Below are 18,158 nucleotides of genomic sequence, written 5' to 3' on the forward strand. Positions count from 1 at the left end.
ACCCTACGAGGGCATGTGCAATCCGCATCGGCGACAAACGGTGATGCTTCTGTAGGGTCGCCATTCATGGCGACCTTCGGCAACGCCCGTTACTGCTGCGGACGAATCGGAATCAGATATTCGCAGCGAATCTCCATTGGCGGCTCGCTGCGCTTCTTGCCACCGTGCGTATAGAAGCGCTCAATATCCTGGCCCTGACGGCGCACCAGGCCGAGGGTTGGCATACAGGTGCCGTACAGCAGCAGAATAAACTCCTGCAGCGCAGTGCGCGGTCCCTGATAGCTGAACTGCACATAATCCCCGGCTTCCAGAATCACGCTCTGGTTTGACTGCATGCTCAGCGCCTGCTGGTCGGCCGGCACCGCCGTGGTGTACAGAATCTCCTGCTCATCATCCTTCTCATGACTGGCGCATACCTGATGCAGGCCATACAGCACCGGTGGCACGGTATCGGTCTCCAGCAGGAACTGCTTCCAGAAGTGGATGCGCATCTCGTCGCGGTAGCTGGAGATCTGCTCCAGCGTACAGGTATAGCTTTGCGTTTGCCCCACCAGCACCGTTTCCGGCAGCGTGACGAACTGCGCTTGCGGCATCGGGTAATCATCGAGGCGAATCGGCGGGCGAATGCCGTACGAATTCCACTCCGACGAGCGGCGATACCACGCAGGTGTCTGATTAAACTGCTTTTTAAACGCGCGGGTAAAGGTTTGCTGCGAATCGAAGCGATACTGCAGCGCAATGTCGAGGATCGGCCGGCTGGTGAGACGCAGCGCGACGGCGGCCTTGGACAGCCGGCGGGCGCGGATATACGCGCCGATGGCGTGGCCAGTAACTTCCTTGAACATTCGCTGCAGGTGCCACTTGGAATAGCCCGCTTTTAGCGCAACGTTATCGAGCGAAAGGGGTTGATCCAGATGGCTTTCCAGCCAGACAAGCAAATCGCGAATGATACCGGCTTGGTCCATAAAACATCCTCATAACTCTCTGGTGGCGCAACGATGAAGTCACCGAATAGTAGCACGAATTGCACAACGGCGCGGGGGTGGTTTGCCAGTTAACTGTGCTACATCAATGCGGGTTGAAACCCGTTAGGTTTGGTTCTCGGTTCGATTAACAGTACATTACATTCACATCTATTCCGTTTGCAATGGTAACTCAATGACAATAGCTCGCAATCTTATAGTCACGCTGGCAACATTTATGTTGAGTCAGAGCGTGCTGGCCGAGGAGATCGGCTCCGTTGACACCGTATTCAAGATGTTTGGCCCCGATCATAAGATCGTGGTGGAAGCCTTCGATGACCCCGACGTTAAAAATGTAACCTGTTATATCAGCCGGGCAAAAACCGGCGGTATTAAGGGCGGACTGGGTCTGGCGGAAGATACTTCCGACGCGGCCATCTCCTGTCAGCAGGTGGGACCGATAGAGCTTAGCGATAAAATCGCGCAGGGCAAGGCGCAGGGTGAAGTGGTGTTCCGCAAACGCACTTCGCTGGTGTTTAAAAAGCTGCAGGTGGTGCGCTTCTTTGACCAGAAACGTCATGCGCTGGTGTACCTGAGCTATTCGGATAAAGTGGTCGATGGTTCACCGAAAAATGCGCTGAGCGCGGTGCCGATTATGCCGTGGCACTGAGCCGATAAAAAAACGCCCTGACGGGCGTTTTTTTGTTTCGCGACGGACGCTTAATCCTGCAGCTCGCCGCAGAAGCGGTAGCCTTCGCCGTGGATAGTGGCGATGATTTCCGGCGTATCCGGCGTCGACTCAAAGTGTTTGCGGATGCGGCGAATAGTAACATCCACCGTGCGGTCATGCGGCTTCAGCTCGCGACCGGTCATCTTCTTCAGCAGGTCAGCACGCGTCTGGATTTTGCCTGGATTTTCACAGAAGTGCAGCATGGCGCGGAACTCACTGCGCGGCAGCTTGTACTGATCGCCGTTCGGGCTGATCAGCGAGCGGCTGTTAATATCCAGTTCCCAGCCGTTGAAGCGATAGCTCTCGACCTGACGGCGCTCTTCGCTCGGCATCGCCAGATTCATGGTACGCGACAGCAGGTTGCGCGCACGAATCGTCAGCTCACGCGGATTGAACGGCTTGGTGATGTAGTCGTCGGCACCGATCTCCAGACCGAGGATTTTATCCACTTCGTTATCACGGCCGGTGAGGAACATCAGGGCGACGTTAGCCTGTTCGCGCAGTTCACGCGCCAGCAGTAAACCGTTTTTGCCCGGCAGGTTGATATCCATAATCACCAGATTGACGTCGTTATCGGTCAAAACCTGATGCATCTCGGCGCCGTCGGTGGCTTCATAGACCACGTAACCTTCGGCCTCAAAAATACTTTTGAGGGTGTTACGCGTGACCAGTTCGTCTTCAACGATAAGAATGTGCGGGGTCTGCATGTTTCGCTACCTAAAATTTGCCAACAAATCGAAAACAGGGCGTACGGCGGTTGCCATAACTGTTCCACTGAACAGTGGGCCGTTCGCAACCGGTGTACGAAATGATCTTCGGAATACACCATCCATCTACGTCAACTTCAGTGTTAGCTCAGCCAGTCAGGATGAATATTTGCGTGCCCCGTGGGTATCGGACTGGCGCTTATCCTAACCGTATTAACAGCAACCTAACAGCACCAACAACAACCGATAAGCATAAAAACAACGCTTCGTTGACTTATATCAAATGCAAGTGTAGCACGTTAACACTTTTATGAAAAACTCTTACTGGAATGCCAGCTTAGCTCACAAAAAGCAGCATTTTCGCTACATTTCAGCTGCATCAGCGCAAAAGTAAAACCTGCAGGTAATAACTTTTCAATTGCATGAAAAATAATGTTTTAATATGGGTTTGGTGCATAAATTTTGCTTATTACGCATAATTACGCCTGCCCGGCATTTTTGCCCTGTTTTAACATCCTTAACATCTTATTTTCTCAGGCCCGTGCGGTTGGTATTTTGTCGCCTGCATGCCAACATAGGTCGGGTTATTAACCGTTCGATGGAAAAATCATGCATTTCCCCCTGATCCTTGTCTCACCCGCTCGCCCGGAGAATATCGGCGCGGCCGCCCGCGCCATGAAAACCATGGGATTTAGCGAGTTGCGTATTGTCGCCAGTGACGCCTGGCAGGATCCGGCCGCGCGGCGTGTGGCCCACGGCGCCGGTGAGATTCTTGACCACGTGAAAACCTATGACACGCTGAGCGCTGCGCTGGCGGATGTCGATTTTTCCGTGGCCACTACCGCCCGCAGCCGGGCGAAGTTTCGCTATTACGCCACGCCGGCGCAGGTCGAAACCATCCTGCAGGAGAAGCGTCAGTGGCTGAACCGCATCGCGCTGGTGTTTGGCCGTGAAGACAGCGGGCTGACTAATGAGGAGCTGGAACAGGTCGATCTGCTGACCGGCATTCCGATGGCGCAGGACTATCCTTCGCTGAATCTCGGCCAGGCGGTGATGGTGTACTGCTATCAGCTATCGGCGCTGCACCAGGTAGCGGCCGCGCCGGTTGAGGCGGCTAACGCGCAGCAGCTGCAGGCGCTGCGTCAGCGTTTTCATCAGCTGCTGGTGACGCTGGAGGTCAGCAATGATGCCAAGCTGGCGGACTGGATCGATCAGCGCATCGGTCTGCTTGAGCAGCGCGACAGCGCCATGCTGCACCGTTTGCTGCACGACGTAGAAAAAAAACTTATAGATAATTGCTCGGGAAAACCGGCGCCGGACAGTGAGTGATCGGGCGTCTGTGACGCTGCCTGAACGATCGCAATCCGTTTCGGCGTCTGCGGCGCAGCACTGCGCAGCAGCACCATTCGGGTGCAAAGACAAATTCGTTGACTTAACGTGCGCTTTGCTTTACTTCTGGAAGGCAGACGGACAAGACAAAGACAGACAGAAAAAATCTCAATGCGTAACCACAGCCTGAACACCACCATTATTATTACCACCACCATTACCACAGGTAACGGTGCGGGCTGACGCATACAGGAAAAACAAAAGAAAGAAGCCCGCACCTCAACAGTGCGGGCTTTTTTTTCGGCAAAAATTCAGGAGAGCTTCAATCATGCGAGTGCTGAAATTCGGCGGAACCTCGGTAGCCAATGCGGAACGTTTTCTCCGCGTGGCAGATATTCTGGAAAGCAATGCGCAACAGGGACAGGTTGCCACCGTGCTCTCTGCGCCAGCGAAAATCACCAATCATCTGGTAGCGATGATTGAGAAAACCATCAGCGGCCAGGATGCGCTGCCGAATATCAGCGATGCCGAACGCATTTTTGCCGAACTGCTGCAGGGGCTGGCCGACGCTCAGCCAGGTTTCGATTACGATGGCCTGAAAACCCGCGTTGAGCTGGAGTTTGCCCAGCTGAAACAGGTGCTGCACGGCATCAGCCTGCTGGGCCAGTGCCCGGATGCCGTGAACGCCGCCATTATCTGTCGTGGTGAGAAGCTGTCTATTGCCATCATGGAAGCGCTGCTGCAGGCGCGCGGCCACAAAGTGACGGTGATCGATCCGGTCGAAAAACTGCTGGCGGTGGGCCACTATCTTGAATCGACCGTGGATATCGCCGAATCCACCCGGCGTATCGCGGCCAGCCAGATCCCGACCGATCATATGATCCTGATGGCGGGCTTCACCGCCGGCAATGAGAAGGGCGAGCTGGTGGTGCTGGGGCGTAACGGCTCCGACTACTCAGCGGCCGTGCTGGCGGCGTGTCTGCGCGCGGACTGCTGTGAAATCTGGACCGATGTCGATGGCGTTTACACCTGCGATCCGCGTCAGGTGCCGGATGCGCGTCTGCTGAAGTCGATGTCTTATCAGGAGGCGATGGAGCTCTCCTACTTTGGCGCCAAAGTGCTGCACCCGCGCACCATCGCGCCGATTGCTCAGTTCCAGATTCCGTGCTTAATCAAAAATACCGCCAATCCTCAGGCGCCGGGCACTCTGATTGGCGGCGAAGGCGAAGTGGATGAAAATCCGGTAAAAGGCATCACCAATCTGAATAACATGGCGATGTTTAACGTCTCCGGTCCGGGCATGAAAGGGATGGTGGGCATGGCGGCGCGCGTGTTTGCCGCGATGTCGCGCACCGGCATTTCCGTGGTGCTGATTACTCAATCCTCCTCCGAATACAGCATCAGCTTCTGCGTGCCGCAGAGCGAGCAGGCGCGCGCACGTCGCGTACTGGAAGAGGAATTCTACCTCGAACTGAAAGATGGCCTGCTCGATCCGCTCGACGTGCTGGAGCAGCTGGCGGTGATTTCGGTGGTGGGTGACGGCATGCGCACGCTGCGCGGCATCTCCGCTAAATTCTTCTCGGCGCTGGCTCGCGCCAACATTAATATCGTGGCGATTGCTCAGGGCTCCTCTGAGCGCTCCATCTCGGTCGTGGTCAGCAACGATGACGTGACCACCGGCGTGCGCGTGGTGCATCAGATGCTGTTCGCCACCGATCAGGTGATCGAAGTGTTTGTGGTGGGCGTCGGCGGCGTCGGTGGCGCGCTGCTTGAGCAGCTGCACCGTCAGCAGGCGTGGCTGAAGGGCAAGCATATCGATCTGCGCGTGTGCGGCATCGCCAATTCGCATGCGCTGCTGACCAACGTGCACGGCATCGACCTCAGCAACTGGAAGGCGGCGCTGGCGGAAGCCAAAGAGCCGTTTAACCTCGGCCGGCTGATTCGTCTGGTGAAAGAGTACCATCTGCTCAACCCGGTGATCGTCGACTGTACCTCCAGCCAGGCGGTGGCCGATCAGTACGCAGACTTCCTTGCCGAAGGTTTCCACGTGGTCACGCCAAATAAAAAGGCCAATACCTCGTCGTGGAATTACTACCAGCAGATGCGTGCGGCGGCGGCGAAATCGCGCCGTAAGTTCCTTTACGACACCAACGTCGGTGCCGGTCTGCCGGTGATTGAAAACCTGCAGAACCTGCTGAACGCCGGCGATGAGCTGATCAAATTCTCCGGCATCCTGTCGGGCTCGCTGTCGTTTATCTTCGGCAAGCTGGATGAGGGCGTGACGCTGTCCGAAGCCACCCGCATGGCGCGCGAGCTGGGCTTTACCGAGCCGGATCCGCGTGACGACCTGTCCGGTACTGACGTGGCGCGTAAGCTGCTGATTCTGGCGCGTGAGGCGGGTCATCAGCTGGAGCTGAGCGACATCGACATCGAACCGCTGCTGCCCGCCAGCCTGACGGACATCGCCGACGTCGATCAGTTTATGGCGCGGCTGCCGGAGCTGGACAACGCCTTTGCCGCGCGCGTTGCCAAAGCGCGTGATGAGGGTAAAGTGTTACGCTTCGTCGGCGCGATTGAAGAGGGCGGCGCCTGCAAAGTTAAAATCGATGCGGTGGACGGCAACGATCCGCTGTACAAAGTGAAGAACGGCGAGAACGCCCTGGCGTTTTACAGCCGCTATTATCAGCCGATCCCGCTGGTTCTGCGCGGATATGGCGCGGGGAATGATGTCACCGCGGCGGGTGTGTTTGCCGATTTGCTGCGCACGCTGACGTGGAAGTTGGGAGTTTAATGATGGTAAAAATTTATGCACCGGCCTCGATAGGTAACGTCAGCGTCGGCTTTGATGTGCTGGGCGCGGCGGTTTCGCCGGTGGATGGCTCGCTGCTGGGCGACTGCGTGTCGGTCGAAGCGGCAGACCAGTTTAGCCTGCAGAATAAAGGGCGCTTTGTCAGTAAACTGCCCGCCGATCCGCAGGACAACATCGTTTATCAGTGCTGGCAGCGTTTCTGCCAGGCGATCGGTAAAGAAGTCCCGGTGGCGATGACGCTGGAGAAAAACATGCCGATTGGCTCAGGCCTCGGTTCCAGCGCCTGCTCGGTGGTGGCCGGCCTGATGGCGATGAATGAGTTCTGCGGCCAGCCGCTTAACGACACCGAGCTGCTGGCGCTGATGGGCGAGCTGGAAGGGCGCATCTCCGGCAGCGTGCACTATGACAACGTCGCGCCGTGCTTCCTCGGCGGCGTACAGCTGATGATTGAAGAGAACGGGATCATCAGCCAGGAGGTGCCGTGCTTTGATGACTGGCTGTGGGTAATGGCTTATCCGGGCATCAAAGTCTCCACGGCGGAAGCACGCGCCATCCTGCCGGCGCAGTATCGCAAGCAGGATGCCATCAAACATGGTCGTCTGCTGGCCGGCTTTATTCACGCCTGCCACACCCGTCAGCCGCTGCTGGCGGCTAAACTGATGCAGGATGTGATCGCCGAGCCGTATCGCACCAAACTGCTGCCGGGCTTTGCTGAGGCGCGGCAGGCGGCCAGCGACATTGGCGCGCTGGCCTGCGGTATTTCGGGCTCTGGCCCGACACTTTTCGCCGTTTGCAACGAGATGGCAACGGCACAGCGGATGGCAGACTGGCTGAGCCAGCACTATCTGCAGAATGAGGAAGGCTTCGTCCATATCTGCCGTCTTGATACGGCTGGCGCACGTAAACTGGGATAACGCATGAAACTCTACAACCTTAAGGATCATAACGAGCAGGTTAGCTTCGCGCAGGCCGTGAAACAGGGCCTCGGCTCGCAGCAGGGGCTGTTTTTCCCGCTGGAACTGCCGGAATTCGAGCTGACCGACATTGATGCGATGCTGGAGATGGATTTCGTCAGCCGCAGCAGCAAGATTCTCTCTGCTTACATCGGCGATGAAATTGCCGCGCACCAGCTGGCCGAGCGCGTGAAGAACGCCTTTGCTTTTCCGGCCCCGGTGAGCCAGGTGAGCGACGATGTGGCCTGCCTGGAACTGTTCCACGGTCCGACGCTGGCGTTTAAAGATTTCGGCGGGCGCTTCATGGCGCAGATGCTGTCATACGTGTCTGGCGCGGATGAGCAGATCACCATTCTGACTGCGACCTCCGGCGATACCGGTGCAGCGGTGGCGCACGCATTCTACGGCATGGAAAACGTGCGCGTGGTCATCCTCTATCCGCAGGGCAAAATCAGTCCGCTGCAGGAGAAGCTGTTCTGTACGCTGGGCGGCAACATCGAAACCATCGCGATCGATGGCGACTTCGATGCCTGTCAGGCGCTGGTTAAGCAGGCGTTTGATGACGAAGAGCTGAAGAAAGCCATCGGGCTGAATTCGGCTAACTCCATCAATATCAGCCGTCTGCTGGCACAGATTTGCTATTACTTCGAGGCGGTGGCGCAGCTGCCGCAGGAGAAACGTAATCAGCTGGTGGTGTCGGTGCCAAGCGGTAACTTTGGCGATCTCACGGCCGGCCTGCTGGCGAAATCGCTCGGTCTGCCGATCAAGCGCTTTATCGCCGCGACCAACGCCAACGATACCGTGCCGCGCTTCCTTGCCGACGGTCAGTGGCAGCCGAACGCGACCGTGGCAACGCTGTCGAACGCGATGGATGTCAGCCAGCCTAACAACTGGCCGCGTGTGGAAGAGCTGTTCCGCCGCAAAACCTGGCGCCTGACCGATCTGGCCTACGGCGCGGTGTCGGATGAGACCACCAAAGCCACCATGCGCGAGCTGGCAGAGCTGGGTTACCTGTCAGAACCGCACGCGGCGATTGCCTATCGTCTGCTGCGCGATCAGCTGCAGGAAGGGGAGTTTGGCCTGTTCCTCGGCACTGCGCATCCGGCGAAGTTTAAGGAGAGCGTGGAAGAGATTCTCGGCCAGCCGCTGCCGCTGCCGGAAGCGCTGGCCGCGCGCGCCGATTTGCCGCTGCTGTCGCATGCCATGAAGGCGGATTTCGCCGCACTGCGGGCATTTTTGCTGAAGTAAATACCCAACGGGCCGGTCACATCGGCCCATTATGCATATTTATCGCGGCGCGATTTAACGCGCGGGTTTTTAACAGACGCGCATTAATTTGCGCCGCTACGATTCAGGTGAAGCTGGCGTTATTGCTCGCGGCGCTTAAATACCAGCTCGTTACCCTTACTCTCCGCCGCATCAAAGAAATAACCGTCAACATCAAACTTCTTCAGCTGCGTCGGTTTCGTCAGGCGCTTCTCAATCACATAACGGCTCATCAGGCCACGCGCCTTCTTGGCGTAGAAACTGATCACCTTGAACTTACCGTTTTTCTCATCGAGGAACACCGGCTTAACCAGCTCGGCATTCAGCTGCTTCGGCTTGATGGCTTTGAAATACTCATCGGAGGCGAGGTTGATCAGCACGTCATCGCCCTGTTCCGCCAGCGCGTCGTTGAGCTTTTGCGTCAGCAGGTCGCCCCAGAAGCTGTAGAGATCTTTGCCGGCCGGATTCGCCAGTTTGATGCCCATCTCTAAACGGTACGGCTGCATCAAATCCAGCGGGCGCAGCAGGCCGTACAGCCCCGAAAGCATGCGCAGGTGTTTTTGGGCAAAATCAAAGTCGGCTTCGCTGAAGGTCTCTGCCTGCAAACCGGTATAAACATCACCTTTGAAGGCCAGAATTGCCTGCCGCGCATTATCGGGTGAGAAGGGCGGCTGCCACTGGCTGAAACGGTCGGCGTTGAGGTGCGCCAGTTTGTCGCTGATGCCCATCAGCGAAGCGATTTGCGCCGGGGAAAGATCGCGCGCCACGTCAATCAGCTGCTGTGATTTTTCTAACAGCGCCGGTTGGGTAAACCGTGACGTTGCCAGCGGGCTTTCATAATCCAGTGTCTTGGCTGGCGAGATAACCATCAGCATTGTGTCTGTCCTCGTTGACCCGCTGTTTTCAGGGGATTGATGGGAAAAATGTCGCGACGAGTGTAGCAAAAAAGCTGCACGGATCGGCAAATCGCTCCCATTTGTTAGCGCTATCGTAAAGGGCACGCGGCGATGTTGCGCCGCTTAGCCTGCGTGATATTATCGCAACAGCCTTTTACACCCTGACAGTCAACTTAAGAGAAAAGAGAACCATGACGGACAAACTTACTTCCTTGCGTCAGCTGACTACTGTGGTCGCCGACACCGGTGATATCGCGGCAATGAAACTCTACCAACCGCAGGATGCCACTACTAACCCTTCTTTGATCCTCAACGCTGCGCAAATCCCTGAATACCGCAAACTGATTGACGAAGCCATTAGCTGGGCACGTCAGCAGAGCAGCAACAAAGAAGAGCAGCTGGCGCTGGTTTCTGACAAGCTGGCCGTCAACATTGGTCTGGAAATTCTCAAACTGATCCCGGGACGTATCTCTACTGAAGTTGATGCGCGTCTCTCTTACGACACCGAAGCGAGCATCGCGAAAGCACGCAGCCTGATCAAACTGTACAACGATGCCGGCATCAGCAACGATCGTATTCTGATCAAACTGGCCTCAACCTGGCAGGGCATCCGCGCGGCGGAGCAGCTGGAGAAAGAAGGCATCAACTGTAACCTGACGCTGCTGTTCTCCTTCGCCCAGGCGCGTGCCTGTGCCGAAGCGGGCGTGTTCCTGATTTCGCCATTTGTTGGCCGTATCCTCGACTGGTACAAGCAGAACACCGACAAGAAAGAGTACGCAGCGCATGAAGATCCAGGCGTGGTATCCGTGTCTGAAATCTACAACTACTACAAGCAGCACGGCTATGAAACCGTGGTGATGGGCGCCAGCTTCCGTAACGTCGGCGAAATCATCGAGCTGGCCGGTTGCGACCGCCTGACTATCTCTCCGGGCCTGCTGAAAGAGCTGGCCGAGAGCGAAGGCAGCGTAGAGCGTAAACTGAGCTACAGCGGCGAAGTGAAAGCGCGTCCGGCTAAAATGACCGAAGCGGAATTCCTGTGGCAGCACAACCAGGATCCAATGGCGGTGACCAAACTGGCCGAAGGTATCCGCAACTTTGCCATCGACCAGGGCAAACTTGAGAAGATGATCGCCGAACTGCTGTAAGGTGATATGCCGTGGCGGCTGCCGGTCGCCACGGTTTTCGCGTTTCCCTCGCTGATGCTTTGTATTATCCTTTCTGCCATTCCCCTTTTTCTCACCGCCCCGCGGTCAACACAGCGATAACTCTATGGATACTTTACGTATTGGCTTAATTTCCGTGTCCGATCGGGCCGCTAACGGCATCTATCAGGATCAGGGCATTCCGGCGCTGGAAAGCTGGCTTAGCGCTGCGCTGGCGACACCGTTTGAGATTGACACCCGCCTGGTTCCGGATGAACAGCCGATGATTGAGCAGGCGATTTGCGAGCTGGTCGATGAACGTTTTTGCCACCTGGTGCTGACCACCGGCGGTACCGGTCCGGCCCGGCGCGACGTCACGCCGGATGCGACTCTGGCGGTAGCCGACCGCGAGATGCCCGGCTTTGGCGAGCAGATGCGGCAGATCAGCCTGCAGTTTGTGCCGACCGCGATTCTGTCACGCCAGGTGGGCGTGATCCGCAAGCAGTCGCTGATCCTTAATCTGCCAGGACAGCCGAAATCGATTAAAGAGACGCTGGAAGGGTTGAAAGCGGATGACGGCACGGTGAAAGTGCCAGGGATTTTCGCGGCTGTACCCTATTGTTTACAGCTGCTGGAAGGGCCTTACGTCGAAACCCACCCGGAGGTGGTAGCAGCTTTTCGCCCGAAAAGCGCACGACGTGAGACAAACGTCTGAAAATTGCCGTTTTCAGGCATAAAATGCAGAGTGACTGGTGTAGCAAAATATTGACGGTATAGTAACCGCAGCTTTACAACCATACTGACATGGCCACTGGATACCGCACTCTTATGGATTCGCTGACAACGCGTCGACTCAACCGCCAGGACTACAAAACCCTGGCGCTGGCTGCCCTGGGCGGGGCGCTGGAATTCTACGATTTTATCATCTTCGTCTTCTTCGCTGCGGTGATTGGCGAGCTGTTCTTTCCGCCAGACATCCCGGAATGGCTGCGTCAGGTGCAGACCTTTGCCATCTTCGCCGCCGGTTATCTGGCGCGCCCGCTGGGCGGCATCATCATGGCGCACTTTGGCGACAAAGTCGGGCGTAAGAAGATGTTCAGCCTGAGTATTCTGCTGATGGCGCTGCCGACGCTGGCGATGGGCGCGCTGCCCACCTACGCCAGCATTGGCATTGCCGCACCGTTACTGATGTTGCTGATGCGCGTGCTGCAGGGCGCGGCCATTGGCGGCGAGGTGCCGGGCGCGTGGGTGTTTGTTGCGGAGCATGTGCCGGAGAAGCGCATCGGTTTTGCCTGCGGCACGCTGACTGCAGGCTTAACCGCCGGCATTCTGCTCGGTTCGCTGGTGGCGACGGTGCTGAATACTTCGCTCTCGCCGGCGGCGATACGCGATCACGGCTGGCGCATTCCTTTCTTCCTCGGCGGCCTGTTTGGCCTGCTGGCGATGTATCTGCGTCGCTGGCTGCATGAAACCCCGGTATTTCGTCAGATGCAGCAGCGCAAAGCGCTGGCGGAAAAACTGCCGCTACAGACCATTCTCGCCAGCCATAAGCGCGGTATTGCGGTGTCGATGCTGCTTACCTGGCTATTATCAGCCTGTATTGTGGTGGTGATTCTGATGGCGCCGACGCTGATGCAGAAGCAGCATGGCGTGCCGGCGGCGCTCAGTCTGCAGGCCAACAGTTTCGCGACCGTGATGCTGCTGATCGGCTGCGTGCTGGCGGGCTGGATCGTCGATCGCTACGGTGCGGCGCGCACCTTACTGATTGGTTCGCTGCTGCTGGCGCTGTGCAGCTGGAGCTTTTTCCAGCAGCTTGGTGGCACGCCGCAGATGCTGTTCATCTGGTACGGTCTGGCGGGACTGAGCGTGGGCGTGGTCGGCGTGGTGCCGTTTGTTATGGTGCGGGCGTTTCCGGCGGCGGTGCGCTTCACCGGCATTTCCTTCTCTTACAACGTGTCGTACGCCATCTTTGGCGGCCTGACGCCGATCAGCGTGACGCTGATGATGTCGCTGACGCCGATGGCGCCGGCCTGGTACGTGCTGGCGCTGGCGCTGATCGGCATGCTGGTGGCGCTGTGGTTATGGCATGACAGCCGCCAGGCTAATGCGCAGCTGGATGTCTCGCTGCATTCATCGTAATGGAAGCGCGCGGAGCGGCATGGCTCCGCGCGCCGTTGATTACTCGCCAATCGGCAACACGCTGCGCTCAAACTTCTCGTTCAGCACTTCGCCCATCGCCAGATAAAAGGCGCTGGCACCACAGACGATGCCCACCCAGCCGGCGATGCGCAGCAGCGCCGCGTGATCCAGCAGATGGCCGATAGCCAGCAGCGCAAACAGCAGCGTCAGGCTGGCAAACACAAACTGCAGCACTTTTGCGGCCCGCAGCGTGCCAAAGAACAGAAACAGCGTGAAGAGGCCCCACAGTGCCAGATAAGCGCCGAGGAAATGGCCATCGGCGGCGGCAGCCAGTCCCATTTTTGGCAGCAGCAGAATCGCCACCAGCGTCAGCCAGAAACTGCCGTAGGAAGTAAAGGCGGTCAGGCCGAAGGTGTTGCCTTTTTTATACTCCAGCAGCCCGGCAAGGATTTGCGCGATGCCGCCATAAAAGAGGCCCATCGCCAGGATAATTACATCCATTTCAAACAGACCGGTGTTGTGTAAGTTGAGCAGGATGGTGGTCATACCAAAACCCATCAGGCCCAGTGGGGCGGGATTCGCCAGCGTGGTGTTGCCCATAATTCCTCAGCAGCAGCGTTATTGTTTATTGGTTTAACGCCCGCGCCAACAGCGGTGGGGCGCGGGGCGCTGCATCATAATCAGGTGGCTTTTGCCGCACTTTGATCTCACGCGGTAAGAGAATCTAAATTTTTTTTAGTTTTAACCCTTGATGCGCTTCGAAGCGGCCCCATTTAGTTGTCATCAAGCATTGTGAGGCAGCAAAAAAATCTGCCGCAGCAGTTGAAAGTGGTCAGCGTGACCGCATCTCTGCTTCACAACCCAATTTGGCAAAGAATTTAAGTGGGAGACGTTTAGATGGGTAAGATTATTGGTATTGACCTGGGTACAACCAACTCATGTGTGGCGATTATGGACGGTGGCAAAGCACGCGTGCTTGAAAACGCCGAAGGCGATCGCACCACACCGTCAATCATTGCATATACCGGGGATGGCGAAACTCTGGTCGGTCAACCGGCTAAACGTCAGGCGGTGACCAACCCGCAGAACACCCTGTTTGCAATCAAGCGCCTGATCGGTCGTCGTTTCCAGGACGAAGAAGTGCAGCGTGATATCAAAATCATGCCGTACAAAATCATCGGTTCTGACAACGGTGACGCATGGCTGGATGTGAAAGGCCAGAAAATGGCACCGCCGCAGATCTCTGCAGAAGTGCTGAAAAAAATGAAGAAAACCGCGGAAGATTTCCTCGGTGAACCGGTGACCGAAGCAGTTATCACCGTACCAGCCTACTTCAACGATGCGCAGCGTCAGGCGACCAAAGACGCCGGCCGTATCGCGGGTCTGGACGTAAAACGTATCATCAACGAACCGACCGCAGCGGCACTGGCTTACGGCCTGGATAAAGGTCAGGGCAACCGCACCATCGCGGTATATGACCTGGGTGGCGGTACCTTCGATATCTCTATCATTGAGATCGACGAAGTCGACGGCGAGAAAACCTTTGAAGTACTGGCGACCAACGGTGATACCCACCTGGGTGGTGAAGACTTCGACAGCCGTCTGATCAACTACCTGGTTGCCGAATTCAAGAAAGATCAGGGCATCGATCTGCACAACGATCCGCTGGCGATGCAGCGCCTGAAAGAAGCGGCAGAGAAAGCGAAAATCGAGCTCTCTTCTGCGCAGCAGACCGACGTTAACCTGCCGTACATCACGGCGGATGCGACTGGTCCTAAGCACCTGAACATTAAAGTGACCCGCGCGAAGCTGGAATCACTGGTGGAAGATCTGGTTACCCGTTCGATTGAGCCGCTGAAAGTGGCGCTGAATGACGCTGGTCTGTCGGTTTCTGACATCAACGACGTGATCCTGGTTGGTGGTCAGACGCGTATGCCAATGGTGCAGGCGAAAGTGGCGGAGTTCTTCGGTAAAGAGCCACGTAAAGACGTGAACCCGGACGAAGCAGTCGCTGTGGGTGCTGCGGTACAGGGCGGCGTGCTGGCCGGTGAAGTAAAAGACGTTCTGCTGCTGGACGTGACCCCGCTGTCGCTGGGTATCGAAACCATGGGTGGCGTGATGACGTCGCTGATCAGCAAGAACACCACGATCCCAACCAAGCACAGCCAGGTGTTCTCGACTGCTGAAGACAACCAGTCTGCCGTGACCATTCACGTGCTGCAGGGTGAGCGTAAGCGTTCGGCGGATAACAAATCGCTGGGCCAGTTTAACCTCGACGGTATTCAGCCTGCGCCGCGCGGTATGCCACAGATCGAAGTGACCTTCGACATCGATGCTGACGGTATTCTGCACGTGTCTGCGAAGGACAAAAACAGCGGTAAAGAGCAGAAGATCACCATCAAAGCTTCTTCTGGCCTGAACGAGGAAGAGATCGAAAAAATGGTTCGTGACGCGGAAGCTAACGCCGAGTCAGACCGTAAATTCGAAGAACTGGTGCAGACGCGTAACCAGGGCGACCAGATTGCGCACAGCACGCGCAAGCAGCTGGACGAAGCCGGTGACAAACTGTCAGCGGAAGACAAAGCACCGATCGAGTCTGCCCTGAACGAGCTGAACACCGCGCTGAAAGGCGAAGATAAAGCAGAAATCGAAGCCAAAATGCAGGCGCTGATGGAAGTGTCCAGCAAGCTGATGGAACTGGCGCAGCAACAGGCTCAGGCCGGCGCAGCGGATGCCGGCGACGCTTCGGCGAAGAAAGATGACGACGTTGTCGACGCTGAATTCGAAGAAGTGAAAGATAAAAAATAATTGCCCCTGACCGGGCGCGACGGCTGGCCTGACAGCCGTTGAAACCAGCACGGGCGTCGGAGATCTCTCCACGCCCGTGCGATCATGTTAAGGGCAGAGAAAAATGGCTAAGAGTGATTTTTACGAGATCTTAGGCGTCTCAAAATCCGCCGATGAGCGCGAAATCAAAAAGGCCTATAAGCGCCTGGCGATGAAGTATCACCCGGACCGTAATCCGGGCGATAAAGAGGCCGAGACGAAATTCAAAGAGGTCAAGGAAGCCTACGAGATCCTCACCGATGCGCAGAAGCGTGCAGCTTACGATCAGTACGGTCATGCGGCGTTTGAGCAGGGCGGTGGTGGCGGCTTCGGCGGCGGCTTTGGTGGCGGCGGTGCCGACTTCAGCGATATCTTTGGCGACGTGTTCGGCGATATCTTTGGTGGTGGTCGCCGTCAGCGCGCCTCACGCGGCGCCGATTTACGCTACAACATGGAACTGACGCTGGAAGAAGCGGTACGCGGCGTGACCAAAGAGATCCGCATTCCAACGCTGGAAGAGTGTGATGTCTGCCACGGCAGCGGCGCCAAAGCGGGCACCCAGCCGCAGACCTGCCCGACCTGTCACGGTGCGGGCCAGGTACAGATGCGTCAGGGCTTCTTTACCGTGCAGCAAGCCTGTCCAACCTGTCATGGTCGCGGCTCGGTGATTAAAGATCCGTGCAACGCCTGTCACGGCCACGGCCGCGTTGAGCGCCAGAAAACGCTGTCGGTGAAAATCCCGGCGGGCGTCGATACCGGCGACCGTATCCGCCTTAGCGGAGAAGGTGAAGCGGGTGAGCATGGCGCACCGGCTGGCGATCTGTATGTGCAGGTTTCGGTGAAGAAACACCCGATCTTCGAGCGTGAAGATAACAACCTGTACTGCGAAGTGCCGATCAACTTTGCCATGGCAGCGCTGGGCGGCGAGATTGAAGTGCCGACGCTCGACGGTCGCGTGAAGCTGAAAGTGCCGGCAGAAACTCAGACCGGCAAACTGTTCCGCATGCGCGGCAAAGGCGTGAAGTCGGTGCGCGGCGGTGCTGTCGGCGATCTGCTGTGTCGCGTGGTGGTGGAAACCCCGGTCAGCCTCAACGACAAGCAAAAAGCGCTGCTGCGCGAGCTGGAAGAGAGCTTCGGCGGACCCACCGGCGAGAAAAACAGCCCGCGTTCGAAAAGCTTCTTCGACGGCGTAAAGAAGTTCTTTGACGATCTGACCCGCTAATCGGGTGCGCAGACAGTAACAAGCGGAGAGGCGACTCTCCGCTTTTTTTTATGCGCAGTTCTGCCATGCAGATATTCAACGGTATTGTTTTTCGTCATTCACATCCCCGACAGCCGTTACCTTTCAAAAATACGCTGACACGCTGTAGGGTCGCCATTTATGGCGACCTCAAGCCGTGAAAATCTCCACTAAAAAACGCTTCCTCACCTTGCAAAAACCGGCTCCGTTTTCGCCAATAGCATTTTTCGGCATTGCGTCGAAAATATATCATAGGTATCTTGCAAGGCGTTTAATGAGAATGATTTTCGATAACATGCACCATTAGCGGTGTGCGGCAGCGCAGTAGCGCGGGACCGTCGCTGCAGGGAGAGAAACGTTGCCAAACCCGACTCACCACCGCGCTCCACAACGCGTGCGCAATGAATTACGCTTCCGTCACATCACCGTCGCCAGCAAAACGCGGGTGGCCGATGCCTTCTGGCGCATCGTCTTTAGCGGCAGCGATCTGGCGGGGTTCCACTCGCCCTCTTTTGACGACCACATCAAAGTGTTTTTCCCGGATACGCCGGGCGGTGCGCTGGCGCTGCCACACATGACCGACGAAGGCATCGTCTGGCCTGACGGCGTACGTCCGGCGGCGCGCGACTATACGCCGCTGGCTTTTAATGGCAGCGATTCGCTGACGCTGGATTTTTACATCCACGACGGCGGCGTCGCCAGCAGCTGGGCGAGTGCCGCTCAGCCGGGCGATCGCATTGCGATGGGCGGCCCGCGCGGCTCATGCGTCGTGCCGGTGGATTATGCCTGTCAGATTTATGTCTGTGATGAGACCGGTCTGCCGGCATTTAAGCGCCGCTATCAGGAAATGCAGGCACAACAGATTCATCTGCTGGCCTGTGTTGATGAGCCAGTCGGCCGCGCGTATCTTGGCGACCTGCCGGACGTCACGGTGAGCTGGCTTGGCAGCGGCAACATGCAGGCTGAGGCGCTGACGCCGCTGCTGGACCCGATTGTGCTGCCTGCTGATGACTACTTTATCTGGCTGACCGGCGAAGGCGCGGCGGTGAAACAGCTGAGCGATTACTTTACTCAGCAGCGCGCGGCGCACAGCGACCTGGTGCGCGCCGTCGCTTACTGGCATCAAAAATAACCGGCGCCCGCCCGCTGCCGCCTGTGT

Annotated in this window: 16 protein-coding genes and 1 other annotated feature; of the genes, 12 read left to right on the forward strand and 4 right to left on the reverse strand. The window is 57.1% G+C overall.

Annotated elements, in window-relative coordinates:
- Positions 1-89: 89 nt before the first annotated feature.
- Entirely contained in the window at positions 90-965 is an 876-nt protein-coding gene (gene robA / locus C1N60_RS03670; protein WP_262257181.1) for an MDR efflux pump AcrAB transcriptional activator RobA, read from the reverse strand.
- A 193-nt stretch (positions 966-1,158) separates the two neighbouring features.
- Between robA and creA the strand changes: the two genes are divergently transcribed.
- Positions 1,159-1,632, forward strand: a complete 474-nt coding sequence (creA, locus tag C1N60_RS03675) for a protein CreA (protein ID WP_022548913.1) — start codon at positions 1,159-1,161, stop codon at positions 1,630-1,632.
- A gap of 50 nt (positions 1,633-1,682) precedes the next feature.
- On the opposite strand, the gene arcA is transcribed toward creA, so the two are convergent.
- Positions 1,683-2,399 carry a two-component system response regulator ArcA gene (gene arcA, locus C1N60_RS03680; RefSeq protein ID WP_021508652.1) on the reverse strand — a complete coding sequence of 239 codons (717 nt, stop codon included), beginning with the start codon at positions 2,397-2,399 and terminating at the stop codon, positions 1,683-1,685.
- Between the two features lie 609 nt (positions 2,400-3,008).
- Here arcA and C1N60_RS03685 point away from each other — a divergent pair.
- The 5 genes from C1N60_RS03685 to thrC all read left to right on the forward strand — a co-directional run bounded on the left by C1N60_RS03685 (position 3,009) and on the right by thrC (position 8,738).
- On the forward strand, positions 3,009-3,728 hold the full coding sequence (locus C1N60_RS03685) for a tRNA/rRNA methyltransferase (protein WP_031279901.1): 720 nt from the start codon (positions 3,009-3,011) through the stop codon (positions 3,726-3,728).
- Between the two features lie 171 nt (positions 3,729-3,899).
- A complete protein-coding gene (gene thrL, locus C1N60_RS03690; RefSeq protein WP_128601299.1) occupies positions 3,900-3,971 on the forward strand; it encodes a thr operon leader peptide in 72 nt (23 codons plus the stop codon).
- Positions 3,907-4,030, forward strand: a sequence feature (Thr leader region). It overlaps the preceding gene by 65 nt.
- Positions 4,031-4,056: 26 nt before the next feature.
- A complete protein-coding gene (gene thrA / locus C1N60_RS03695) occupies positions 4,057-6,519 on the forward strand; it encodes a bifunctional aspartate kinase/homoserine dehydrogenase I (protein ID WP_021508654.1) in 2,463 nt (820 codons plus the stop codon).
- A 2-nt stretch (positions 6,520-6,521) separates the two neighbouring features.
- Complete coding sequence (gene thrB, locus C1N60_RS03700) at positions 6,522-7,451, forward strand: homoserine kinase (protein WP_211725047.1); 930 nt, start codon at positions 6,522-6,524, stop codon at positions 7,449-7,451.
- A gap of 3 nt (positions 7,452-7,454) precedes the next feature.
- Complete coding sequence (gene thrC, locus C1N60_RS03705; RefSeq protein ID WP_021508656.1) at positions 7,455-8,738, forward strand: threonine synthase; 1,284 nt, start codon at positions 7,455-7,457, stop codon at positions 8,736-8,738.
- 119 nt (positions 8,739-8,857) lie between these two features.
- Here thrC and yaaA read toward each other — a convergent pair whose 3' ends face one another.
- Positions 8,858-9,631 (reverse strand): peroxide stress protein YaaA, encoded by a 774-nt coding sequence (gene yaaA, locus C1N60_RS03710; protein WP_058757132.1) that lies wholly within the window; start codon positions 9,629-9,631, stop codon positions 8,858-8,860.
- Between the two features lie 212 nt (positions 9,632-9,843).
- Here yaaA and tal point away from each other — a divergent pair, with 212 nt between their 5' ends.
- The 3 genes from tal (at position 9,844) to C1N60_RS03725 (ending at position 12,933) form a co-directional block, all read left to right on the forward strand.
- Positions 9,844-10,797, forward strand: coding sequence for a transaldolase (gene tal, locus C1N60_RS03715; RefSeq protein WP_058757131.1), 954 nt, complete (start codon positions 9,844-9,846; stop codon positions 10,795-10,797).
- 124 nt (positions 10,798-10,921) lie between these two features.
- Positions 10,922-11,509, forward strand: coding sequence for a molybdopterin adenylyltransferase (mog, locus tag C1N60_RS03720; protein ID WP_021508659.1), 588 nt, complete (start codon positions 10,922-10,924; stop codon positions 11,507-11,509).
- Between the two features lie 113 nt (positions 11,510-11,622).
- Positions 11,623-12,933 (forward strand): MFS transporter, encoded by a 1,311-nt coding sequence (locus C1N60_RS03725; protein WP_058757129.1) that lies wholly within the window; start codon positions 11,623-11,625, stop codon positions 12,931-12,933.
- Between the two features lie 39 nt (positions 12,934-12,972).
- Here the strand turns inward: C1N60_RS03725 and satP are convergent, their stop codons facing one another.
- The gene (gene satP, locus C1N60_RS03730) at positions 12,973-13,533 is read right to left on the reverse strand and encodes an acetate uptake transporter (protein ID WP_058757128.1); all 561 of its coding nucleotides are present in this window, start codon (positions 13,531-13,533) and stop codon (positions 12,973-12,975) included.
- Positions 13,534-13,830: 297 nt separating this feature from the next.
- On the opposite strand from satP, the gene dnaK reads away from it, so the two are divergent.
- The 3 genes from dnaK (at position 13,831) to C1N60_RS03745 (ending at position 18,131) form a co-directional block, all read left to right on the forward strand.
- Positions 13,831-15,741, forward strand: coding sequence for a molecular chaperone DnaK (gene dnaK / locus C1N60_RS03735; protein ID WP_021508662.1), 1,911 nt, complete (start codon positions 13,831-13,833; stop codon positions 15,739-15,741).
- Positions 15,742-15,844: 103 nt separating this feature from the next.
- On the forward strand, positions 15,845-16,981 hold the full coding sequence (gene dnaJ / locus C1N60_RS03740) for a molecular chaperone DnaJ (protein WP_021508663.1): 1,137 nt from the start codon (positions 15,845-15,847) through the stop codon (positions 16,979-16,981).
- 376 nt (positions 16,982-17,357) lie between these two features.
- On the forward strand, positions 17,358-18,131 hold the full coding sequence (locus C1N60_RS03745; protein ID WP_264250687.1) for a siderophore-interacting protein: 774 nt from the start codon (positions 17,358-17,360) through the stop codon (positions 18,129-18,131).
- The last annotated feature ends 27 nt before the right edge of the window (positions 18,132-18,158 follow it).

Source organism: Pantoea sp. SGAir0184 (genome assembly GCF_043544755.1).